20 protein-coding genes are annotated in these 23,329 nt (G+C 65.0%); 13 read left to right on the top strand and 7 right to left on the bottom strand.

The features are described from left to right. Positions 1–111 precede the first annotated feature (111 nt). Positions 112–576, top strand: a complete 465-nt coding sequence (locus A3M7_RS0111015) for a nuclear transport factor 2 family protein (protein WP_027543981.1) — start codon at positions 112–114, stop codon at positions 574–576. Positions 577–605: 29 nt separating this feature from the next. Here A3M7_RS0111015 and A3M7_RS0111010 read toward each other — a convergent pair whose 3' ends face one another. The 6 genes from A3M7_RS0111010 to A3M7_RS0110985 all read right to left on the bottom strand — a co-directional run bounded on the left by A3M7_RS0111010 (position 606) and on the right by A3M7_RS0110985 (position 8,433). Beyond that, positions 606–1,280 (bottom strand): spermidine synthase, encoded by a 675-nt coding sequence (locus A3M7_RS0111010; protein ID WP_027543980.1) that lies wholly within the window; start codon positions 1,278–1,280, stop codon positions 606–608. A gap of 125 nt (positions 1,281–1,405) precedes the next feature. Further along, entirely contained in the window at positions 1,406–4,642 is a 3,237-nt protein-coding gene (locus A3M7_RS0111005; protein WP_027543979.1) for a bifunctional cytochrome P450/NADPH--P450 reductase, read from the bottom strand. Between the two features lie 129 nt (positions 4,643–4,771). Beyond that, on the bottom strand, positions 4,772–5,767 hold the full coding sequence (locus tag A3M7_RS0111000; protein ID WP_027543978.1) for an alpha/beta fold hydrolase: 996 nt from the start codon (positions 5,765–5,767) through the stop codon (positions 4,772–4,774). A 10-nt stretch (positions 5,768–5,777) separates the two neighbouring features. Next, positions 5,778–7,328 (bottom strand): wax ester/triacylglycerol synthase family O-acyltransferase, encoded by a 1,551-nt coding sequence (locus A3M7_RS0110995; RefSeq protein ID WP_027543977.1) that lies wholly within the window; start codon positions 7,326–7,328, stop codon positions 5,778–5,780. A gap of 47 nt (positions 7,329–7,375) precedes the next feature. Next, positions 7,376–8,176 carry a triacylglycerol lipase gene (locus A3M7_RS0110990; protein WP_027543976.1) on the bottom strand — a complete coding sequence of 267 codons (801 nt, stop codon included), beginning with the start codon at positions 8,174–8,176 and terminating at the stop codon, positions 7,376–7,378. Beyond that, on the bottom strand, positions 8,176–8,433 hold the full coding sequence (locus A3M7_RS0110985; RefSeq protein ID WP_027543975.1) for a DUF6489 family protein: 258 nt from the start codon (positions 8,431–8,433) through the stop codon (positions 8,176–8,178). Before A3M7_RS0110985 ends, A3M7_RS0110990 begins: the two co-directional genes overlap by 1 nt. A 399-nt stretch (positions 8,434–8,832) precedes the next feature. On the opposite strand from A3M7_RS0110985, the gene A3M7_RS0110975 reads away from it, so the two are divergent. The 12 genes from A3M7_RS0110975 to A3M7_RS0110920 all read left to right on the top strand — a co-directional run bounded on the left by A3M7_RS0110975 (position 8,833) and on the right by A3M7_RS0110920 (position 22,579). Then, the gene (locus A3M7_RS0110975; protein ID WP_027543974.1) at positions 8,833–10,428 is read left to right on the top strand and encodes an ABC transporter substrate-binding protein; all 1,596 of its coding nucleotides are present in this window, start codon (positions 8,833–8,835) and stop codon (positions 10,426–10,428) included. A gap of 105 nt (positions 10,429–10,533) precedes the next feature. Continuing rightward, positions 10,534–11,514 carry an ABC transporter permease gene (locus A3M7_RS0110970; protein WP_027543973.1) on the top strand — a complete coding sequence of 327 codons (981 nt, stop codon included), beginning with the start codon at positions 10,534–10,536 and terminating at the stop codon, positions 11,512–11,514. A 10-nt stretch (positions 11,515–11,524) separates the two neighbouring features. After that, positions 11,525–12,496, top strand: coding sequence for an ABC transporter permease (locus A3M7_RS0110965; protein WP_027543972.1), 972 nt, complete (start codon positions 11,525–11,527; stop codon positions 12,494–12,496). 13 nt (positions 12,497–12,509) lie between these two features. Then, positions 12,510–13,496, top strand: a complete 987-nt coding sequence (locus A3M7_RS0110960) for an ABC transporter ATP-binding protein (protein WP_027543971.1) — start codon at positions 12,510–12,512, stop codon at positions 13,494–13,496. Continuing rightward, on the top strand, positions 13,493–14,482 hold the full coding sequence (locus A3M7_RS0110955; RefSeq protein WP_027543970.1) for an ABC transporter ATP-binding protein: 990 nt from the start codon (positions 13,493–13,495) through the stop codon (positions 14,480–14,482). Before A3M7_RS0110960 ends, A3M7_RS0110955 begins: the two co-directional genes overlap by 4 nt. An 87-nt stretch (positions 14,483–14,569) precedes the next feature. Next, positions 14,570–16,375 (top strand): gamma-glutamyltransferase family protein, encoded by a 1,806-nt coding sequence (locus A3M7_RS0110950; RefSeq protein WP_027543969.1) that lies wholly within the window; start codon positions 14,570–14,572, stop codon positions 16,373–16,375. 10 nt (positions 16,376–16,385) lie between these two features. Further along, positions 16,386–17,096 carry a DUF1028 domain-containing protein gene (locus A3M7_RS0110945; protein WP_027543968.1) on the top strand — a complete coding sequence of 237 codons (711 nt, stop codon included), beginning with the start codon at positions 16,386–16,388 and terminating at the stop codon, positions 17,094–17,096. Then, positions 17,093–18,082, top strand: coding sequence for an ABC transporter ATP-binding protein (locus A3M7_RS0110940; RefSeq protein ID WP_027543967.1), 990 nt, complete (start codon positions 17,093–17,095; stop codon positions 18,080–18,082). The genes A3M7_RS0110945 and A3M7_RS0110940 overlap by 4 nt, the downstream gene beginning before the upstream one ends. Then, positions 18,082–19,182, top strand: a complete 1,101-nt coding sequence (locus tag A3M7_RS0110935; protein ID WP_049823325.1) for an ABC transporter ATP-binding protein — start codon at positions 18,082–18,084, stop codon at positions 19,180–19,182. The genes A3M7_RS0110940 and A3M7_RS0110935 overlap by 1 nt, the downstream gene beginning before the upstream one ends. A 23-nt stretch (positions 19,183–19,205) precedes the next feature. Next, entirely contained in the window at positions 19,206–20,717 is a 1,512-nt protein-coding gene (locus A3M7_RS0110930) for an ABC transporter substrate-binding protein (RefSeq protein WP_027543965.1), read from the top strand. Positions 20,718–20,748: 31 nt separating this feature from the next. Continuing rightward, on the top strand, positions 20,749–21,690 hold the full coding sequence (locus tag A3M7_RS0110925) for an ABC transporter permease (protein ID WP_027543964.1): 942 nt from the start codon (positions 20,749–20,751) through the stop codon (positions 21,688–21,690). Positions 21,691–21,694: 4 nt separating this feature from the next. Further along, positions 21,695–22,579: an ABC transporter permease gene (locus A3M7_RS0110920; protein ID WP_027543963.1), complete on the top strand. Its 885-nt coding sequence runs from the start codon at positions 21,695–21,697 to the stop codon at positions 22,577–22,579. Here A3M7_RS0110920 and A3M7_RS0110915 read toward each other — a convergent pair. Continuing rightward, positions 22,576–23,322: a hypothetical protein gene (locus A3M7_RS0110915; protein ID WP_027543962.1), complete on the bottom strand. Its 747-nt coding sequence runs from the start codon at positions 23,320–23,322 to the stop codon at positions 22,576–22,578. The two genes, A3M7_RS0110920 and A3M7_RS0110915, sit on opposite strands and share 4 nt — an antisense overlap. Positions 23,323–23,329: the final 7 nt, after the last annotated feature.

Raw genomic sequence — 23,329 nt, 5'->3', positions numbered from 1 at the left:
CCTCGCGGTGACCATGTGAGCTTCCGGTTACTCTCTTAACGCATGCCGGCACGGAAGCTATACAGGCCTCCCTCAATCGCAAGACAGAGGCTGCGGCCTCTCGGAGCTCCCATGCACCTCATCGTCCGGCCTGTCGCAATGATTGCGGCCTCCATTCTCATGCTGTCGCTCGGCAACGGCGCCGCGAGCGCCGGCAGCGCGCAAGAGGAGGCCAATCGCACCGCCGTGCTTGCCTTCTACGAGAAAGGCCTCAATCAGAAGGACGCCGATGCTGCCATCGCCTATATGGGCAACCGCTATGTGCAGCACAATCCAAATGCAGCGGATGGTCCGGACGGCTTTCGCAAGTTCATCGGCTTCCTGCGCGAGAAGTTTCCGAACTCGCACAGCGAGATCAAGCGCTCGTTCGTCGACGGCGAATATGTCATTCTCCACGTGCACGCGGTTCGCGAACCCGGCGCAAGGGGCAACGCAATCGTCGACATCTTCAAGCTGGAGAACGGCAAGATCGTCGAGCACTGGGACGTCGTGCAGCCGATCCCGGAAAATCCGGCGAACAATAACACGATGTTCTGACGGATCGAACGCGCAGAGAGGCAGACCGCCTAGCTCTTCCGCGCGATCCAGATCACGTGGCGCGCGCCGCCGCCTCTGCCGGTGGCGCGGACATTGACTTCATTCACGTCGAAGCCGGCGCTCCCAAGGCGCCTGGTGAATGCCGAGTTGGGCCCCGACGACCAGACGGCGAGCACGCCGCCCGGCCGCAGCGCCGTCTTGGCCGCTTTCAACCCGCTCGCGTTGTAGAGTGCATCATTGCCCTTCCGGGTCAGCCCTTCCGGCCCGTTATCGACGTCGAGGAGAATGGCGTCGAAGGCCGATCCCTTCGTCCGGATGATTTCGGCGACATCGGTCTCGCGGATGCTCACCCTGACATCATCAAGACTGTCGCCGAAGACCTGCGACATCGGACCTCGCGCCCAGGCGACCACCGCCGGCACGAGCTCGGACACCACGATCTTCGCCTTGCTGCCGAGCACGGCAAGGGCTGCACGCAGCGTAAAGCCCATGCCGAGGCCGCCGATCAGGACGACGGGCTTTGCGACCTTCTCGATCTGCTTCGCCGCCAATGTCGCAAGCGCTGCCTCGGAGCCCGACAGGCGGCTGTTCATCAGCTCGTTGGTGCCGAGCATGATGGAGAACTCCTTGCCGCGCCGCATCAGGCGGAGTTCGCCATCGGAACCGGGGATTTGGGCGGTGTCGATCTTTTCCCAGGGAATCATGCGCGAGCTTTAGCACGATCGGAAATCGTAGGGTGGGTTAGCCGAAGGCGTAACCCACCAACTTCGTTCTGCCTGCGCTGAAACATGGTGGGTTACGCTTCGCTAACCCACCCTACAATCTACGGCTAACCGCCCGCCCAGACGTCGAGCACGTAGCGGTTCTTCGCGCCCATCTCCTCGATCCAGCGCGCACCGGCGGCCGCATCGCTACCGCTCTTCTCGCGATGGATCGCAACGAGCGCCGCCTTCACGTCGGGCTCCATTTTGCCGCCGTCGCCACAAACGTAGATGATGGCGCCCTGCTCGATCAGCGGCCAGACCTCGTCCTTCTGCGCTGCGATCACGTGCTGCACATAGGTCTTCGGTCCATCCGCGCGCGAGAATGCGGTGAAGAGCTCGGTGATGCCGCTTGCAGCCAAGGCCTTCAGCTCGTCGGCGTAGAGAAAATCCTGGTCGGGGTGGCGGCAGCCGAAGAACAGCATGGCCGGACCGAGCGCAGCGCCTTTCGCCTTGCGCGCGGCGCGCTCCTGGAGGAAGCCGCGGAACGGCGCAAGTCCCGTGCCCGGTCCGATCATGATGATCGGCACCGATGGATCATCCGGGAGCCGGAAGCCGGCCTTGGTCTCACGCACGGTGGCGTAGACCGCATCGCCCGCGCGCCGGTTGGCGAGATAGTTCGAGCAGATGCCCTTGTAGACGCCGCGCCCGGAGGAGGCCTGCCCTTCGACCACGCCGACCGTGACGCTGCAACGCGCCGAATCGACCGACGGCGAGGAGGAGATCGAGTAATAGCGCGGCGCCAGCAGCGAGAGCATTTCCAGATAAACGTGGAACGGCAATTCGCAGGCCGGATATTCGAGCAGCAGGTCGAACACCGATTTGCGCCTCGCCAGAATCTCGGTGCGGTAGCGCTCGGCCGGCTCGGCCTCCTCGCCGACGAAGGCCAGCAGCTTCGGCTTGGTCACCGGGCAGCGCGTGTGCTCGGCCATGATTTGGATCTGCTTCCGCGTCGCCACCTGCTGCAGCTCGACGAACTCGCTGAGCAGTCGGCCGACCGACACGGCCTCGCCGACCGGCAATTGCGCGCGGCGGCCTTCGGCGACCTGAAGCCTGATCTGGTCGGCCGGCAGGAAGCCGAAGCGGCGAGCGACCGAATCCACCAGCGTCGGGTCGTTGCGCGGGACGACGCTCAAATGATCGCCGACGCGATAGGTGATATTGGACGGCAGCTGCACCTCGATATGGCGCGTTGATCGCTCCGACGGATTGGACCCGCTCTTGTTCTGAAGCTCGTCATTGACCAGCACCTTCATCGCCACTGCGCCGCCCTGGGCGACGATGGTGTTGACGGCGGTCACCGCGACAGGCTCGATCGCGTAGAGCGGGTCGTCCTCCGCGGTGCGGGTGAAGTTCCAGTCGATGCCGAACTCCTTGGTCGCGACCTGCGCAGCCGCCGGGAACCATTTCTGGAACTGGCCGTCGAGATCGCTGCGCGCATCGCCCTCGCCGCGCGGATAGACCGCGCGCGCGCCGTGCTTCGACAATTGCTCGTCGATGAAGCGCGGCACCGATTGATAGGTCGCGGCCCAGTCGCTGTTGCCGCAACCGAATACGGCGTAGCGCACATTGGCAAAGGCATCCTTGGGCAGATCGTCGCCGAGCCATTTGACGAACTGCGTCGCATTGTCCGGCGGCGCGCCGTTGTAGGAGGCGCAGATGATCAGCACGCCGCCCTCCTGCGGCAGCTTGCCGACATACTCGTCGAGCGGCCCGAGATGCACGGCAAAGCCGTTGATCTCGGCAAGATCGGCCATGCGCGTCGCGAGTTCCTCGGCGGTGCCGAGATTGGAGCCGTAAAGCACCAGCATCGGCGTGTTGTGGCCCGGCCGCGCCGTCGGCTGGCGCGGCGTCTTCGGCGCCGAAGCCGTGGCGGCGACAGGCCCGCCATAAGCACCACGCTCGCGATCGGCGCGCGGGCGAACCTTGATCTTGAAGCCCTCCGGCTTCATCGTCAGCGTTTCCTTCAGGTGCATCTGGTAGCGCTGGTGGTCGATCAGCTTGAAACGCTGGAGGATCATGCCGAGCGCGAGCGCGGCCTCGTGCATGGCAAAGCCGCGACCGATGCAGGCACGCTGGCCGTTGCCGAACGGCTTCCAGGCATTGATCGGCCGCTTGGCCTCCGCCTCGCGGCTGAAATTTTCGGGATCGAAGGCATCGGGATTTGGCCCCCAGACGGAGGGATCGCGATGCAGTGCCGTCACCAGAATGGTGATGAACGTGCCCTTCCTGAGCTTGTACTTGCCGCCGCCGATGGTCTCGTCGCTCAGCGGTGAGATGCCGTAGGCCGGCGCCGGCGGCCACAGCCGCAGCGCCTCTTTCAGGATCTGCGTGATGTAGGTGAGCTGCGTCACCTGCTGATAGGTCGGCTTCGCGTTGACATCGGGACCGAAGACGCGATCGACCTCGTCGTAGGCCTTCTTGAGAATGTCGGGATGCTTCAAGAGCGCATAGAGCGTGTAGGACAACAGGCCGCTCGTGGTCTCGTGGCCAGCGATCAAGAACGTGTTGATCTGGTAACGGATGTTGACGTCGTCCAGCTGCTCGCCGGTCGAGCGGTCGACGCCGGTCATCATCGCCGCGAGCATGTCCTTCTTGTCGTCGATCCCCTCCGCGCTCTTGCGGCGCTCGGCGATGATCTCGTCGACCATCTTGTTCATGAAGGCGACGTCTTCGGCGAGCGTCTTGCGCCGCTTCTGCATCCAGATCTGCTCGAACGGCAGACCGCGCGTCATCATGATGGTTTCGAGCGAGCGCACCAGCGACTCGACGAAGGGATGGTAGTCGCGCCGGTAGAAGGAATTGAAGCGGTACTCGAAACCGCACAGGCCGATCGTGTCCAGCGTCAGGGCGGTCATGTCGTGGACGACATCGATCTCGTCGTCGGCGTTGAGCCGCTCCCATTTGTTGACGAGCTGCTCGGCGATGTCGACCATGCTCGGGTGATAGGACTGCATGGCACGGTTGCCGAAGGGCTGGAGCAGGATGTTGTGCGCCTTGCTCCAGTTCGGTTCGCGGGTGTCGGCCGTGAACAGGCCGTCGCCGCCGACCGCGCGCACGCGCCGCAGCGCGCCACGCACCGTCTTGTCGAAGCGCTTCTCGTCGGAGAGCTCGTCGACGAGATCGTGGCCGGAGACGACGACGATCGGCGAGCCCATCATGTCGAGCCAGAAGATCGGCCCGAGCTCCTTGGCGAGCCGCGTCAGGTGCTGCACCGGGGCGGCCGAGTCCAGCGACAGCATGTTGCCGACCACCGGCTTGGTCGGCGGCTGCGGAATCGGGTCCAGACGATTCTTGGATGACATTGACGTGCGCTTCCCCCTGATCGCGTCATTCCGGGGCGATGCGCAGCATCGAACCCGGAATCTCGAGATTCCGGGTTCGCCCTTCGGGCGCCCCGGAATGACGTTCCATCTACACTGACGACGGCATCGTCACCCAAATCGCCTTCTACGCCATTCGATCAACTTGGCGCTGACCTCTCCCGGCTTCTCCTGCTGCGTCCAATGGCCGCTGTCGCGGACCAGATATTTTTCGAGATCGGGAATCAGCTTGTCCATGCCGTCGGCGGAAGACGGCGGCAACACCGCGTCGTTTTCGGCCATGATCATCAGCGACGGCACGCGCACCGTATGATCGAGCCCTTCGGCGCGCGTCCAGTTGCGCGACATGTTGCGGTACCAGTTGATGCCACCGGTGAAGCCCGTTCTGGTGAAATTGTCGACGAACACCTTCTTCTCTTCCGGCGACAGGATCGGCGTGCGCGGATCGTGCTTCGCGTCGTAAGCCGCAATCATCTGCGGAAACGCGAGATTGACCCGCGGCGAAGCGCCCACGCCGGCAATCACTTCCTCTGCCGGCGCATCGGGCGGGCGCGGCGCCGGCTTGCGCATGAACGCATCGAAGGTCTGCTCGACGCGACTGCCAAAGATCCTGTCAGGTTCACGCGACGGGTCCTGGAACTGCACGATGTACATCTTGTCGCCAAACCGCGCGCGCAGCAGCTCGATCGGATCGGCCCAGGCACGGTTGGTATGCGGCGTGTTGATGCCGACAACCCCCGCAACCCGGTCGACGTGCCGCAACGGCATCTGCCAGACGATGAAGCCGCCCCAGTCGTGGCCGACGAAGATCGCCTTGTCGATCCCGAGATGATCGAGCAGACCGACGAGATCGCCGGTCAGGTGCTCGATATCGTAGTCCTCGACCGGCTCGGGCCGGTCGGTCGCGCCGTAACCACGCTGGTCCGGCGCGATCACCCGGATTCCGGCCTCGCTCAGCGCCTTGATCTGATGGCGCCAGGAGAAGGCGAGCTCCGGCCAGCCATGGCACAGCACCATCGGCGGGGTGTCGGAGACCGGACCGGCCTCGTAATAACCCATGCGGATTCCGTTCGTCTGCACGAACTTGAGCGGCGGCATTTCGATCATCGGGACATTCCTACTCAGCAGCGCCCTTGACGTCGGCCGCTGGCGGCGCATAGGCCGCCTCCAGCGCAGCAAACTCCTCGGGCAGCATGTCGCACATCACCTGCACATGCGGAATGATGTTGGCGCCGACAATGAAACCGAAATCGAGCTGGTCGCGATAGCTCTGCACGGTGATGTTGAGCGCCTGCCCGTGCGTCGAGATCGACACCGGGAAGATGTGCAACAGCTCGGCACCCGCGGCGTAGAGCGTCTGCCGCGGCCCGGGCACGTTGGACACCGTGATGTTGGCGGCCGGCGGCAGCACGTCCGACAGGTTCGAGCGGCTGTAGAGCAGCGCCAGGATCTGCACCATGATCGGCGCACCCAGCATCGAGATGTTGGACACTTGCGGCATCAGGGCGCGCAGCGGATGCGACATCTCCTTGGACTTGGTCGATTGCGCGATGATCGCCTCCAGTCGCGCCTTGGGATCGTCGATGTTGGTCGCGATCGCGCAGATCATGCCGAACACCTGGTTGTTGGCCTCGGTGTTGCCTTCCTCGCGCAGCGAGATCGGCACGGCGGCGGTCAAGGATTTCGCCGGCAGCGTGCCGTATTGCTGGAGATAGCGGCGGACCACACCGGAGGCGAGCGCCAGCACGACGTCGTTGAGCTTGCCGCCGGCCTGCTTGGCCAGCGCCTTCGCCCGCGACAGCGGGATCGACACGCCGGCGAAGCTGCGCTCCGAGGAGATGGTCTTGTTGAGCATGGTCGGCGGCGACACCATGCTGGCCAGGCTCTCACGCGACTTCGGATCGGCGACCTTGCCGAGCACGTCGGACACGCTCTTGAGCACGGTCGGGATGTTGCCGGCGAAGCGCACCGCGCTCTCGATCTGGTACATCGCATTGTCGAACAGGATCGAGCCGATGTCGCTCTTGCCGGTGCGCGGCAGCTGCAGGTTCTTCGCAGCGGCCGAGGCATCGAGCGGCTGGCTGAAGAGCTGCTGGTAGGAATCGAGCAGGTTGGCGGCGATGTCGCGCGGCTCCTGTCCGGGCTTGGCTCCCGCTGCCGGCGGATCGACCTTCCGCGGGATCGGCGAGATGTCGTAGATCATGTTGGTCAGCGCCGCGCCGGCACCGCCGTCGATGGCGGCATGGTGCATCTTGGAATAGAGCCCGACCTCGTTGTCCTTCATGCCCTCGAACACGTAGAACTCCCAGAGCGGGCGGGCGCGGTTCAGGAGCTTGGCGTGCATCCAGCCGACGATGCGCTCGAGCGTGGCGCGGTCGCGCGGCTGCGGCAGGCTGGCGCGGAAAATGTGACGGTCGATGTCGAACTGATCGTCCTCGACCCACGAGGGATGATCGATGTCGAGCGGCGCCTTCTCCAGCCGCGCCTTCAGGATCGGCGCGATGTGCAGGCGCGAGACGATCATCGCCTTGAAGTCTTCGAAGAAGTCGCCCTTGTAATCGTCGGGCAGGCGAAAGATCGCCATGCTGCCGACATGCATCGGCATTTCCGGCGTTTCCAGATAGAGAAACGACGCGTCCAGCGACGACAGCTTCTTACCGTCAGCCATAGTTCCCTCCCGCAAGCTTTGACGGGCGCCTTGGGCGGCGCTTCTCGTCAGGCCGATATTGCCCGCTCCGGCGGGGCATATGCAATGGCAAACGGCCCTGCCCGGTCAAATGGCGAAAATTCCCCCTCCGGTTGCGCCAGCCGGTCCGCCACGGCCCACAGCGCTGCGGGGTTAACGCCGAGCCCGATATGGCTCGCCAGGTGCACCTCGATGTTCTCGGCCCGGTCCGAGGGGCGCAACAGGCAGGTCCGCCAGTTCACGACACCGTCGGCGCGAGAATAGATCGATGTCGCCGGCACCGGCAGATCGCCGGCGATCGCCTCGCGCAGGTCGGCAAAATCCTCGACCCGCTCGCCGGACAGCGCCTCGTAGAGCCGCGTGGCATTGGTCGCCCGCACATCGTTGGCGAAAGGACTGCCGAGCGTCACGACGTAACGGACCATGTCGGGCGCCTGGAGCGCGAGATCGCGGGCATAGACGCCGCCGAGGCTCCATCCGACCAGGCTGACCTTGCGCCCCGTCGCGGCGTGGATCTCGGCGAGGCGGGCACGAAGAGCCTCCCGCATCCGCCCCAGGCCGCCGAGATTGCGGCCCATCCGCCAGGCATGTGCCTCATGGCCGAGCTCACTGAGATAGCGCCGCATCGGCGCCATCGAAAGATCGCTGGCGAGAAAGCCGGGCAACGTCAGCACCGGATGGCCGTCGCCCCTGGGCGCGCGCATCAGGACCGGCGACAACAGCAGGCTGGCGTTGAACTCGAACAGCCCGCGGGCTTCGGCGAGCAGCAAACCAAGGCCCGGCGGACGAAGCCGGTCTGACGGTTGCGGCCCGTCCCGCCCGGGCGCCATTACTTCTTCTTGTCGCCGCTACGCGTTCCGCCGAGGCCGGCCATGGTGACGAACATGTCCTGAAACCGCTCGGCGATCTTCGGATCGAAAGTGAACCAGCTCTGGATCAGCGATTCCGGCGAGACCTTGTCGATATTGCTCAGGACCTGCTGCTGTAGCTTGTCCATGACGGCAATCTGCATCGGCGAGACGTCCGGCAATCCGAAGAACTGACGGGCCTCGAGGGGGGTGCAGTCGATTTCGATGTTAACTTTCATGTCCCCTCCGGATGAGATTCGAGCAGTCTGTCCGAGTATCGCCGCGACACGGTGTGCAACGCAAGCGACCTCGGACGCGCTGCGGGGCGCAGGCTCCCGCAATCGGCGGGTATGGTCAATCAAATCGCTCGGCCGCGACCGCAGCGCGGACGGCCGAGACGCCAACGGCCGACAGGGCCAGTTTCCCTTTATCCCGGGACTTCACAGGTCGAAAGTCGAATGTCATTCGCGCGCCGACCTCCCCTAGATTGCCGGTCAGCATTGCTGCACAGCGGTGCAACTTGGCGCGTTCCTTGCTGGAATGGCGCTTGCACGGGTCGTGAACTCTGGGCAACATGGATCAGTCAGCCCGCCGAACAATCAAAAATCACCGGCGTGGCAGTGTGGAGAGGGTTAAGAATGTCAGTCGGACGAACTCTGTTTGCGGCGACGCTCGCCGGTACGCTTGCGTTGGCGGTCTCGCCAGCGTCGAGCCAGACGCTACGTTATGCCAACCAGGGTGACCTGAAGTCGCTAGATCCCTATACGCTCAACGAGAGCACCACCCACGCCCATCTCGGTCACGTCTATCAAGGCCTCACCGCGCGCGACAAGGACCTCAAGATCATTCCGGCGCTGGCGGAAAGCTGGGAAACCCCGGAGCCGACCCGCTGGCGCTTCCATCTGCGCAAGGGCGTGAAATTCCACAACGGCGACCCCTTCACCGCCGACGACGTGGTGTTCTCGGCCGATCGCGTCCGCAAGAAGGGGTCGAATATGCAGACCCGCCTTGCGCCCGATGTCAAGGTGGTCAAGGTCGACGACTACACCGTCGATTTCGTCCTGCCCTCGCCCAACCCCATCCTGCATAACGCGTGGGATGTCTGGTACATCATGGACAAGAAATGGGCCGAGGAGAATAACGTCGTCGACCCGACGCCGGTGGCGGCGACCACGCCGAGCTACGCCTCGCTTCATGAGAACGGCACCGGTCCCTTCATCATCGAGAGCCATCAGCCCGGCGTGAAGACGGTGTTCAAGGCCAATCCCAATTACTGGGGCAAGGTCGAAGGCAATTTGAAGGAGATCATCTTCACTCCGATCTCCTCCGACGCCACCCGCGTCGCCGCCCTGCTCTCGGGCGAAGTCGACGTCATCGAGCCGGTGCCGATCCAGGACATCTCCCGCGTCGATTCCAGCCCGAATGCCCAGGTGCTGAAGGGGCCGGAGCTGCGCACCATCTTCATCGGCTTCGACCAAATGCGGGATGAGCTGCTCTACTCCAACATCAAGGGCAAGAACCCGTTCAAGGACATCAAGGTCCGCGAGGCGTTCTACAAGGCGATCGACATCGAGCTGATCAAGACGCGCGTGATGCGCGGGCTGGCGACACCGTCGGCGCTGATGATCGCACCGGAGCTGTTCATACTGTCCAAGGAGTTCGCGCGGCCGAAATTCGATCCCGACGGCGCCAAGAAGCTCCTGACCGAGGCCGGCTATCCCGATGGCTTCGAGGTCACCATGGATTGCCCGAACGATCGCTACGTCAACGACGCCGCGATTTGCCAGGCCGTCGTCGGCATGCTCGCCCGCATCGGCGTCAAGATCAATCTGCTGGCGCAGCCGAAGGCGCAATACTTCGCCAAGGTGCTGAAGCAAGGCGGCTACCAGACCTCGTTCTACATGCTGGGCTGGACGCCGAGCACGATGGACTCCCACAACGTGCTCTTTGACATCATGGGCTGCCGCGACGATGCGAAATCCTCGCGGGGCGAGGCCAATCTCGGCGGCTACTGCAACAAGGAGTTCGACGCCATCACCGACAAGGTGCTGGTCGAAACCGACACCGCCAAGCGCAACCAGCTGATCAAGCAGGCCTACGAAATCGGCAACAAGGACTGGTCCTACATCCCGCTGCACCAACAGGCGCTGGCCTGGGGCGTATCGAAGAAGGTCAACCTGCCGCAGCGCGCCGACAACCTGGTCATGTTCCACTGGGCGACCAAGAAGGAATAGCGTCAGTTGAACACAAGGTCCCGGGAGCGTCAGGCTTCCGGGACCTTTCCTTTTTCCGGCTGACAAAGACGTCGGCTGCAAGCACACCCAAGGACAGTGGAAGAAATGCTCGCTTTCACTCTTCGCCGCGCCGTTCAGGCTATCGGCGTCATGTTCGCCGTCGGCATCATCGCGTTCTCGATGTTCCGATTCGCCGGCGATCCCGTGAACCAGATCGTCTCGATCGACACGTCGGCGGCCGAACGCGAAGCCGTGCGCAAGTCGCTCGGCCTCGATGATCCCGTGCCGGTGCAGTTCGTGCGCTATTTCGGCGACGCCGCGCAGTTCAAGTTCGGCATCTCCTATCAGTTCCGCCAGCCGGTCTCGACGCTATTGATGGAGCGCATGCCCGCGACGCTGGAACTTGCGATCTGCGCGACCGTATTCGCAATGGTGTTCGGCATCCTGATGGGCGTCTATTCGGCACTGAAGCGCGACACCGCGCTCGCCAAATTATTCCAGGCGGTTTCGCTGATCGGCATCTCGCTGCCGACGTTCCTGATCGGCATCCTCCTGATCTATCTGTTCGCGGTGACATTGGGCTGGCTGCCCTCGTTCGGCCGCGGCGAGGTGGTCAGGCTCGGCTGGTGGACGACGGGCCTGCTCACGCTGTCGGGCCTAAAGGCGCTGATCATGCCCTCGATCACGCTCGGCCTGTTCCAGATGACCCTGATCATGCGGCTGGTGCGCGCGGAGATGCTCGAAGTGCTGCGAACCGACTATATCCGCTTCGCCCGCGCCCGGGGGCTCACGACCCGTGCCATCCATTTCGGCCACGCGCTGAAGAACACGCTCATTCCCGTGATCACGGTAGCCGGGCTCCAGTTTGGCTCGGTTATTGCATTTTCGATCATCACCGAAACCGTGTTCCAGTGGCCGGGCATGGGACTTCTGTTCGTTCAGGCCGTGCAAAACGTCGATATACCGATTATGGCCGCCTACCTGCTGATGGTCTCGCTGATTTTCGTCACCATCAATCTGGTGGTCGATATCCTCTACACCGTGGTCGATCCGCGCCTGCGCTCGACCGTCGGCCGCGCGACATAAGGCAACCTTCATGTCCGACGCAGTCGTCTCCAATTCCGACAAGCAAACCACGCAGCCGACCCACGCTGCCCGCGGCTGGCTCAGCCGCGCGCTCGACAGCGACGTCTTCTATTCCTTCCGCCGCTCCAAGCTCACCATGGTTGCGGCCGCCATCACGGTCTTGTTCTTCCTGCTCGCGATCTTTGCCTCCGTGCTCGCGGTCCAGAACCCGTTCGATCCGGCGCAACTTCAGCTGATGAACTCGCGGATTTCGCCGCTGTGGACCGCCGACGGCCAGAGCCCGTTCCTGCTCGGCACCGATGAGCAGGGCCGTGACGTGTTCTCCGCCATCCTCTACGGCATGCGTATCTCGCTCGCCGTCGGCGTGGCCGGCGTGATCTTTGCCGGTGCGCTCGGCATCGCGCTCGGCCTGATCGCCGGTTATTTCGGCGGCGCGGTCGACGGCGTGATCATGCGAATCGCCGACGTCCAACTCACCTTCCCCGCCATCCTGATCGCGCTGCTGGTCAATGGCATCGCCAAATCAATCCTCGGCAACCGGCTGGATGCGACCAGCATGCTGGTGGTGCTGGTGATCTCGATCGGCCTGAGTTTCTGGGTGGGTTATGCCCGGACCGTGCGCGGTTCCGTGATGGTCGAGAAGAACAAGGACTACGTGGCCGCCGCGCAGCTGATCGGCCTGCCCGCTCCCGTGATCATGCTGCGGCACGTGCTGCCGAACACGATGGGCCCGATCCTGGTGATCGCCACCATCAACCTCGCGCTCGCCATCATCACCGAGGCGACGCTGTCCTTCCTCGGCGTCGGCCTGCCCGACACCATGCCCTCGCTCGGCACGCTGATCCGCATCGGCAACAACTATCTGTTCGCGGGCGAATGGTGGATCGTCGCCTTCCCCGGGCTCGCGCTCGCCGCGCTGATCCTCTCCATCAACCTGCTCGGCGATTGGCTGCGCGACGCGCTCAACCCGAAACTTCGATGAGTGTGCGTCGCCCATGACCGAACCTGTTCTCTCCGTCCGCAATCTCCAGGTGGAGTTCGCCTCCCGCCGCGGCACGTTGCGCGCCATCGACGACGTCTCCTTCGACATCGCCAAGGGCGAGGTGCTGGGGGTGGTCGGTGAATCCGGCGCCGGCAAATCCGTCACCGGCCTCGCGGTAATCGGCCTGATCGATCCTCCCGGCCGCATCGCCGGCGGCGAGATTCATCTCGCAGGCATGCGCATCGACAATCTGCCGCCGGAGGAGATGCGCCGCATCCGTGGCAAACGCATCGGCATGATCTTCCAGGATCCCCTCACCTCGCTCAATCCGCTGTACCGGGTCGGCGACCAGATCGTGGAAACGATCCGGACCCACCTCAATCTGTCCGAACAGGCGGCCCGCCGCCGCGCCATCGACCTGCTCGCCGAAGTCGGGATTCCCGCGCCGGAAAAGCGCATCGACGGCTATCCGCACGAGTTCTCCGGCGGCATGCGCCAGCGCGTGGTGATTGCGCTCGCGATCTGCGCCGAACCGGAGCTGATCATCGCGGACGAGCCGACCACGGCGCTCGACGTCTCCGTGCAGGCGCAGATCATCTCGCTGATCAAACGGCTCGGCCGCGACCACGGTACCGCGGTGATGCTGGTGACTCACGACATGGGCGTGATCGCGGAAACCTCGGATCGCGTCGCGGTGATGTATGCCGGCCGCGTCGTCGAGATCGGTCCGGTGCAGGACGTCGTGAGGAACCCGCTGCATCCCTACGCAAAAGGATTGATGGGCGCGATACCGACGCTCGCGGGCGAGGACAAGCGCCTGGTGCAGATCCCCGGCTCCATGCCGCGCCTGTCGGCGATTCCGCGCGGTTGCTCGTTCAATCCGCGCTGCGCGTTCGCGTTCGACCGCTGTCGCGTCGATCGGCCGGAGCCACTGCCGCGGGGGGCGCAGTCGGTCGCCTGCCATCTCTATGACGATGTGCCGGCGGAGAGCGCGGCATGAGCGCCCCGTTCGTCCAAGCCACAAATCTGCGCCGCGTCTTCGATGTCTCGAAGCCCTGGCTCAACCGCGTGCTGGAAGGCGGGCACCTCGAATATCTCAAGGCTGTCGACAGCGTCACCTTCGACATCAGGAAGGGCGAGACCTTTGCGCTGGTCGGCGAGTCCGGCTCCGGCAAGACCACGGTGGCGCGGATGGTGGTCGGCCTGTTGCCGCCGAGCTCCGGCGACGTCCAGATCGACGGCGTCTCGATGGCGGACCCGCGGCAGGCGCCGGCGCGGCGAAAGCTGCGCCGCCGCATCCAGATGATCTTCCAGGATCCCTATGCGAGCCTGAATCCGCGCTTCCGGGTCGATGCCATCATCTCCGAGCCGATCCGCGCCTTCGACCTGATCCAGGGCGAGCGCGACATCCAGGCGCGCGTCGGCGAGCTGCTCACCCTCGTCGGCCTGCATCCCGACGACCGACTGAAATTTCCGCATGAATTCTCCGGCGGCCAGCGCCAGCGTATCGCGATCGCGCGGGCGCTCGCGTCCGATGCCGAGTTCATCGTCTGCGACGAGCCGACCTCGGCGCTCGACGTCTCGGTGCAGGCGCAGATCCTGAACCTGATGCGCGACCTCCAGGACAAGTTCGGCCTGACCTACATGTTCATCAGCCACAACCTTGCCGTCGTCCGCCACATGGCGAGCCGCGTCGGCGTGATGTATCTCGGCCGCATCGTCGAGATCGCGGAAGGCCGCGAGCTGTTTGCCCGCCCGCGCATGCCCTACACCAAGATGCTGCTGGGCGCCGTGCCCGATCTTGCCATGAGCGGCCGCCAGCGCATTCCGGTCAAGGGCGAGATTCCGAACCCGATCAATCCGCCGCCCGGCTGCGCCTTCAATCCGCGCTGTCCGCTGGCGTTCGATCTCTGCCGCAAGGAAGCCCCTGAACTGATCGGCGGCGTCGCCTGCCATGCGGTTAACACCGCGCCGGTACCGGCGTGACGCGCGCGTGCCATGCGGCCTGCGCATTGGCGGCACGGCATCGCCTGTGATCAATTGCGCGCGCGACAATTAAGGTAGCGAAATCCCATGGCCAGCAACGTCAATCCGGATCCCTTCACGACGCGTCCCGAGATCGAGGGCACGTTCGGGGTCGTCGCCACCACGCACTGGATTGCGACCGCTGTCGGCATGGCCATCCTGGAAAAGGGCGGCAATGCTTTCGATGCCGGCGTCGCCACCGCTTTCACGCTCCAGGTGGTCGAGCCGCATCTGAACGGCCCCGGCGGCGACGTGCCTGTTATCGTCCACGACGTGAAGCGCGGCCGCACCGAAGTGATCTGCGGCCAGGGCCCAGCGCCGGCGCGCGCCACCATCGCGCATTACAAGAGTGAGGGCCTCGACATGGTGCCGGGCACCGGCCTGCTCGCCGCCTGCGTGCCCGGCACCTTCGAATCCTGGATGATGCTCTTGCGCGACTACGGCACCATGCGCCTGCGCGACGTGCTGGAGCCCGCGATCTCCTACGCGCGCGACGGCTATCCCCTGGTCGAGCGCGCCTGCGCCACGATCCAGACCGTCGAGCAGCTATTCCGCAAGCACTGGCCCACCTCGGCCGCGGTCTACCTGCCGAACGGCGAAGTGCCGAGGCCCGGCACGCTCTTCACCAACAAGACGCTGGCCGCGACCTACGCCCGCATTCTGAGCGAGGCCGAGAGTGGCGACGGTGGCCGCGACGGCGAGATCGAGCGTGCGCGAAGGGCCTGGTCGCACGGCTTCGTCGCGGAAGCCATCGACAAATTTTGTCGCACGCAGGAGGTGATGGACGTCAGCGGCTCGCCGCATCGCGGCGTTCTCTCGGCCGACGACATGGCGCGCTGGCAGCCGACCGTCGAGGAGCCGCTCACCTACGACTATGGCCGCTACACCGTCTGCAAGGCCGGCGTCTGGAGCCAGGGCCCGGTCACGCTGCAACAGCTCGCGCTGCTCAAGGGCTTTGCGCTCGACGGGCTCGACCCGACCGGGCCGGAATTCATCCATCTCCAGATCGAATGCGCCAAGCTCGCCTTCGCCGACCGCGAAAAATTCTACGGCGATCCGAAGTTCAACGAGATCCCGATCGCGACGCTGCTGTCGGACGCCTATAACGACGAACGCCGCAAGCTCGTCACCGACAAGGCCTCGCTCGACTTCCGCCCCGGCTCGATCGAGGGCTTTGGCGGTGTCGTCAAGCTACGGCGCGCCGAAGGCCAGCGCGAAGCGGTCGGCGCGCTCGGCGCCGGCGAGCCGACGGTCGGACGCTTCGGCGAGGTACGCGGCGACACCGTGCATTTCGACATCATCGACAAGGCCGGCAACATGGTGTCGTCGACGCCGTCGGGCGGCTGGCTGCAATCTTCACCGATCATTCCCGAACTCGGCTTCTGCCTCGGCAGCCGCGCGCAGATGTTCTGGCTGGAGGAAGACCATCCGGCGGCGCTCGCGCCGGGCAAGCGGCCGCGCACCACGCTGTCGCCGACCATGGCGCTGCGCGACGGCGAGCCGTATCTCGCCTGGGGCTCGCCGGGCGGCGACCAGCAGGACCAATGGATCACGCAATTCTTCCTGCGCCACGTCCATTGCAATCTCAACCTTCAGGAATCGATCGACGCGCCGGCCTGGCACTCCGAGCATTTCCCGATCTCGTTCTGGCCGCGCACCGCCCGCCCCGGCGTGCTCGTGGTCGAGAACCGTGTGCCGAAGGCGACGATCGAGACTCTGCGCGAACGCGGGCATATCGTCGAGATCGGCCCCGACTGGTCCGAAGGCCGCCTCACCGCGGCCTCCCGCGTCGGGGTGCGCCGCCGCGCCGCCGCCAACCCGCGCGGCATGCAGGGCTACGCAGCAGGACGTTGATGGACAGAATATGACCTGGTCGATCATCGCACGCGATCCTGCCACCGGCCAGTTCGGCATCGCGGTTGCGACCCGCTTCTTCGCCGTCGGCGCGCGTGTGCCCTATATCGCCGCCGGCCTCGGCGCGATCGCAACCCAAGCCTTCGTCAATCCCTATTACGGCATCGACGGCGTCAAGCTCTTGCGTGAAGGCCTGAACGCGCATGACGTGCTCGCCAGCCTGCTCGCGACCGACGACGGGCGCGAAAGCCGCCAGATCCACATCATGGACGCCAGCGGCGAGATTGCCGCGCATACCGGGCGCGACTGCGTCGACTGGTGCGGCCACGTCGCAGGCAGCGGCTTCTCGATCGCCGGCAACATGCTGGCTGGCCCTGACGTGCTCGACGAGACCGCCAAGACCTACATCGCCAATGACAGCCTGCCCTTCCCGCGCCGCCTGCTCGCGGCGATGCGCGCGGGCGAGGCCGCCGGGGGCGACAAGCGCGGCAAGCAGTCCGCAGCGCTCCTGATCCACGGCGAGGAGGAATGGCCGGCGCTGGACATTCGCGCCGACGACCATCCCGATCCGCTCGGCGAGCTCGAGCGGCTCGAACGGGTCAGCCACGAGCTCTGGGTGCATTTCCGCTCCTCCATGCCGACGCGGCAGAACCTGGCCGGCAACACCGATCGCAGCGTCATCGACGCCAGCATCGCCGCGGCCCGTGCAAGACGATCATGAGCACCAGCCCTCTCATCGAAATCAAGGATCTGCGTATCCGCTTCCACGGCGACGACGGCCGCGTCACCCATGCGGTCGACAGTGTCGATCTCAGCGTCGCCAATGGCGCGACGCTCGGCCTCGTCGGCGAATCCGGCTGCGGCAAGAGCGTGACATCGCTCGCGATCATGGGGTTGCTGCCGAAGCAAAGCGCGGAGATATCGGGCGCGATCCGCTTCGACGGCTTCGACCTGCTGAAGACATCCGATCAGACGCTGCGCGATCTCCGCGGCAACCGGCTCGCGATGATCTTCCAGGAGCCGATGACCTCGCTCAACCCGAGCTTCACCATCGGCGACCAGATCATCGAGACCATCCTGCGCCATCGCGGCGGCTCGCGGCGCAGCGCACGGGACCGCGCGATCGAGCTGTTGCGTCGCGTCCACATCCCCTCGCCCGAGCGGCGCGTCGACGAATATCCGCACAAGCTCTCCGGCGGCATGCGCCAGCGCGTGATGATCGCGATGGCCCTTGCGTGCGACCCCCGCCTCCTGATCGCGGACGAGCCAACCACCGCGCTCGACGTCACCTTGCAGGCGCAGATTCTGGAGCTGATGCGGGAATTGAAGGCGGCGAGCGGCGCCGCGATCATCCTGATCACGCATGACCTCGGCGTGGTCGCCGAGGTCTGCGACGAGGTCGCGGTGATGTATGCGGGCGAGATCGTCGAGCGCGCGCCGGTGGATGAATTGTTCGCGACGCCGCAGCATCCTTACACAGTCGGCCTGCTCGGCTCGATCCCGCGGCTCGACCACCGCGCCGAGCAGCTTGCGACGATCGAAGGCATGGTCCCGAACATGGCGCAACCGCCCGCCGGCTGCCGCTTCGCCGCACGCTGCCCCTTCGTGCTGGACGCCTGCACCAAGGCGCCGCCGCCGCTCGTGGAAATCAGCCCCGGTCACCTCTCGCGCTGCATCCGCGCGCCGCTCGAACTTCTGGTGTCGTGATGGCGCTGCTCGAGGTCGAAGGCCTGGTCAAGCATTTCGTCGCCGAGCGCTCGCTGTTCGGCCGGGCACTCGCGCATGTCAAAGCGGTCGATGGCGTCAGCTTCTCGCTCGAGGCGGGCAAGACGCTGGCCCTGGTCGGCGAATCCGGTTGCGGCAAATCCACCGTCAGCCGCCTGGTGCTGCGGCTGATCGAGCCGGATGCAGGCACGATCCGTTTCGATGGCCGCGACCTGCTCTCGCTCGACGCCGGAGCGCTCCGCGCGTTCCGTCGCGAGGCGCAGATCATCTTCCAGGATCCCTACGCCTCGCTCAACCCGCGCATGACCGTCGGCCAGATCCTGACCGAGCCGCTGGCGCTGCACGATCTCGTTCCACCCGCACAGCGGCGCGAACGGGTCGCGGAAATCCTGCGGCTGGTTGGGCTGGAGCCGCGGCTCGAGCGACGCTATCCGCACGAATTCTCCGGCGGCCAGCGCCAGCGCATCGCCATTGCCCGCGCGCTCGCGGTCGAGCCAAAACTGATCATCTGCGACGAGCCGGTTTCGGCGCTCGACGTCTCGATCCGCTCGCAGATCCTCAACCTCCTGCGCGAGCTCCAGGACCGGCTTGGCCTTGCCTACATTTTCGTCTCGCACGACCTCGCCGTGGTCAAGCACATCGCCGACCACGTCGCGGTGATGAATCTCGGCCAGATTGTCGAGACCGCGGAGGCGGACGCGCTGTTCGCCGCGCCCCGGCACCCCTATAGCCGCGCGCTGCTGTCCGCGATTCCCGTGCCTAAACCGCGGGCAAAAAGCAGCCGGATTGTGCTCCAGGGGGAGATCCCCAGCGCGCTCAATCCGCCGCCGGGATGCCGCTTCCACACCCGCTGTCCCTATGTCGTGGACCGCTGCCGCAGCGAAATGCCTCAGCTTGTCGCGGATGGCATCGGACATGCAACGGCTTGCCACCGAACGTCGGAACTGCCGTCCTCCGCGGCCATCGTCCCCATGGATGGCGGTTTCTCGCCGGTTCTTGAAAAATTGGTTGCCGCCTTCAGCGGCGGTCCGGAAGCAGCACGCGGCGGCGGGGTTAGTCCATTGGGGACGGACCCCGCATAGCCGTGAAATAGAGGTTGAGAGCGATGAGCTTTATGCGTTTGACAATCCTGGCGTCGGCCTTGCTGACGTCGCTCGTGGGCACGGCCCAGGCTCAGACCACGCTTCGCATCGGGATCGCCGAAGACCCTGATATCCTCGATCCCAGCATCGGCCGCACCTATGTCGGCCGCATCGTGTTCTCCGCGTTCTGCGACAAGCTGTTCGACATCGACGAGAAGCTCAACATCGTGCCGCAGCTCGCGCTGTCCCACGAGACGTCGGCCGACGGCAAGGAGATGACGATCAAGCTCCGGCCAGGCGTCAAATTCCACGATGGCGAGCCGCTGGACGCCGAAGCCGCAAAATTCTCGATCGAGCGTCACATGACGCTGCCGACCTCGTTCCGCAAATCCGAGCTCGCCAGCGTCGATCATGTCGAGGTCGTCGATCCCCTAACCATCAAGCTGGTGCTGAAGACGCCGTACTCGCCCCTGATCGCCCAGCTCACCGACCGCTCCGGCATGATGGTCTCGCCCAAGGCGGCGAAGGAGGCCGGTGACAAGTTCGGCCTGCATCCGGTCTGCGCCGGCCCCTACAAGTTCGTCGAGCGCGTGCAGCAGGATCGCATGGTGTTCGAGAAGTTCGCCGACTACTGGAACAAGGACAACATCCATATCGATCGCGTCGTGTTCCTGCCGATCGTCGATGCCACGGTGCGCCTTGCGAACCTCAAGTCCGGCGGACTCGATTTGATCGAGCGCGTGCTCGCCACCGACATCAAGGACGTCCGCGCCGATCCCAAGCTGGTGCTGTCGACGGCGCCCGAGCTCGGCTATCAGGGCCTGACCATCAACATCGGCAACGACAAGACCAAGGGGCCACTCAGCCAATCCGCGAAGGTGCGCCAGGCACTCAGCCTGTCGATCGATCGCGAGGCCATCAACCAGGTCGTATTCAACGGCGAGTTTACGCCGGGCAATCAATGGGTCAGCCCGACGCATCCATACTATCAGAAGGCTTTCCCCATTCCGGGTCGCGACATCGCCAAGGCCAAGGCGCTGTTGAAGGAAGCCGGTGTCAGCCTGCCCGTCACCGTCGACTACATGGTGCCAAAGGGCACCGAGTACGAGGCCGTCGCCCAGGTCGTGCAGTCCATGGCCGCCGAAGCCGGCTTCGACATCAAGGTCCGCGTCGTCGAATTCGCGACCACCTTCAAGCAGGCGCAGGCCGGCGAGTTCCAGGTATTCCAGATCAACTGGAGCGGACGCATCGACCCGGACGGCAATTCCTACATCTTCATGCGCAGCAAGGCGCCGCAGAACGACGGCGTGTACGCGAACCCCGAGGCCGACAAGCTGTTGGAAGAGGGACGGGCCACATCCAATGTCGAGGAGCGCAAGGCGACCTACGCCAAGCTGACCAAGGTCCTGCTCGACGACCTGCCGATCATCTACATCTACCATCGTACGCTCCTGATCGCGCATACGAAGAAGCTCGAGGGCTACCGGCAGATGCCTGATGGCCTCGTGCGCGTGGTCGGGTTGAAGTTCAAGTGATCGCGGCAACACCCGGGACACAGGTGGGGTCATGCTGAAGTTCCTCGCCCACCGCATCGCGCAGATCGTGCCGACACTGTTCTTCGTGTCGGTGCTGATCTTTTCGCTCCAGCAATTGCTGCCCGGCGATCCGGCGCTGGTGATGGCCGGCGAGGAACGTGATCCCGCCGCGATCGAGCAGATCCGGCAGCAGTACAAGCTCGATCAGCCGATCCCCGTGCAATATGTCTACTGGCTCAAGGGCGTCCTCACGGGCAATTTCGGCGAGTCCTTGCGCAACAAGATGCCGGTGCGCGAGCTGATCGCGCAGAAACTGCCGGTGACGCTCCAGCTCGGCTCGATGGCGATCCTGATCGCGTTCTTCATCGGTATTCCCGCCGGCATCGTCTCCGCGGTGAAGAAGGGCACGGCGTGGGACTATGGCGCGAATCTGTTTGCGCTGTGGGGCATCTCGACGCCGAATTTCTGGCTTGGGATCCTCTTGATCTTCCTGTTCTCGATTGAGCTCGGCTGGCTGCCGGCCTCGGGCTACGTGCCGCTCACCGAGAACTGGCGCGCGAGCCTGGCCGCCACCATCATGCCCGCCTTCGTGCTCGGCAACGCGATTTCCGCGATCCTGATGCGGCATACCCGCAGCGCCATGCTCCAGGTGCTGGAGAGCGACTACGTTCGCACGGCGCGCGCGAAAGGATTGTCGGAGCGCTCAGTCATCCTCAAGCACGCGATGCGCAATGCGCTGACGCCCATCATCACGCTCGGCGCGCTCGAGCTCGGCACGCTGTTGTCAGGCGCTGTGCTGACGGAGCAGATCTTCTCCATTCCCGGCTTCGGCAAGCTGATCGTGGACGCCGTCTTCAACCGCGACTATGCGGTGGTGCAGGGCGTGGTGCTGGTGACGGCCACGGTCTACATCACGCTGAACCTCGTTGCCGACGTCGCCTATATCCTCGTCAATCCGCGGCTTCGGGGCTAGCGCCATGACCGATGCAGCCTTGCCCAGCCCCGTCACGCAAGCCTACGAGCTGGACAGCCCGGCGCGCCGCGCACGGCGGCGGTTGTTCAAGCGCAAGGCCGCCGTATTCGGACTCGTCGTGATCACGGCGTTCATCCTGCTTGCGGCGCTTGCTCCTCTCATCGTCCCCTATGATCCCATCGCGACGAGCTGGAGCCTGGTGCGCAAGCCGCCGACCGCGGCGCACTGGTTCGGCACCGACGAGCTCGGCCGCGACATCCTCAGCCGCATCGTCTACGGCGCGCGCGCCTCCCTGCTCGCGGGCCTGATCTCGGTCGCAATCGCGCTCGGCGTCGGCGTGCCGCTCGGCCTGCTCGCCGGCTATCGCGGCGGATTTGTCGATGCGCTGATCAGCCGGATCACCGATGCGATGCTGGCCTGCCCGTTCCTGATCCTGGCGATCGCCCTGGCCGCGTTTCTCGGTCCGAGCCTCGGCAATGCCATGATCGCGATCGGCATCTCGGCGACCCCGATCTTCATCCGCCTGACCCGCGGCCAGGTGCTGAGCGTCAAGGCCGAGGATTATGTCGAGGCCGCGCGCGCCCTCGGCAACCCCGGCTGGCGGATCGCGTTCTCGCACATCCTGCCCAACATCCTGCCGGCGCTGCTGGTGCAGGCGACGCTGTCGATCGCCGCCGCCATCATCGCCGAGGCCGCGCTCTCATTCCTTGGCCTCGGCCAGCAGCCGCCCGCACCGTCCTGGGGCAGCATGCTCAACGCGGCGCAACGCTTCCTGACCCAGGCGCCGTGGATGGCGATCTGGCCGGGCCTCGCGATCTTCCTCGTGGTGCTGTCGCTGAACCTGCTCGGTGACGGCCTGCGCGACGCGCTCGACCCGCGTCAGCGCTAGATCACCACTTCGCGCATCACGCGGCGGCAATCCATCTCGTACTCGAGATCGACCACCGGCGGGCGGGCATAGTGCCAGGTCAGGCCGGAGCGCAATGCGCCGCGGCGGACCAGCTCGTCGACCAGCGCATGGTGGAAGTCGTGCACGGAATAGGCCTGCACGCCCGTGGTGTCCCTCCAGCCGAAGCCGAAGGCCGCCATCCGGATTTCCATCTGCGAGGTGGTGGTGAACCGCACCTTCTCGCGCAGCCCCTCCGGGCTGAGGTCGCGGTAGCGCACCGTGCGCTCGACATAAGTGCCGCTGCCCTCGCGTGCTTCGGCACCGCCGGCGATCACGAAGCTCGGCGCCTTCGACCGCGTCGGGCGCGTGAAGGAGAAGGCGTAGAACGACGGCTCGGACGGCGGATCGATCTCGGGACAGACATTGCTGCGCGCCACCGGATTGGTGGTGCCGTCGAAGATGCCCCATTCGGACAGCGTCTTCACATAATGCAGATTGAACGCACGAAAGCCTTCCTCGCTGAAGGCCACCGGCGAGCGCAGCTCGCAGGCGCAGAACGCGGTGAGCGGACGCCCGGCCTCCTGGATGAACTTCGCCGCCAGCGCAAAGCCCTCGGCCAGCGGCACTAGGCGATCAAAGCGGACGCGCTCGATCTCATAGCCCTCGTCCGCGGCTGCGCCGGCCGAATACTGGAACACGGACGGAATGAAACGGTAATTGCCGGCGGAGAATTCACGCGTCATGACGGGC

Origin of the sequence: Bradyrhizobium sp. WSM2254 (assembly GCF_000472645.1) — a bacterium.
Taxonomy (GTDB): Bacteria; Pseudomonadota; Alphaproteobacteria; order Rhizobiales; family Xanthobacteraceae; genus Bradyrhizobium; species Bradyrhizobium niftali.
The sequence above is the reverse complement of the archived record's forward strand: the minus strand, read 5'-3'. Positions and strand labels throughout refer to the sequence as shown.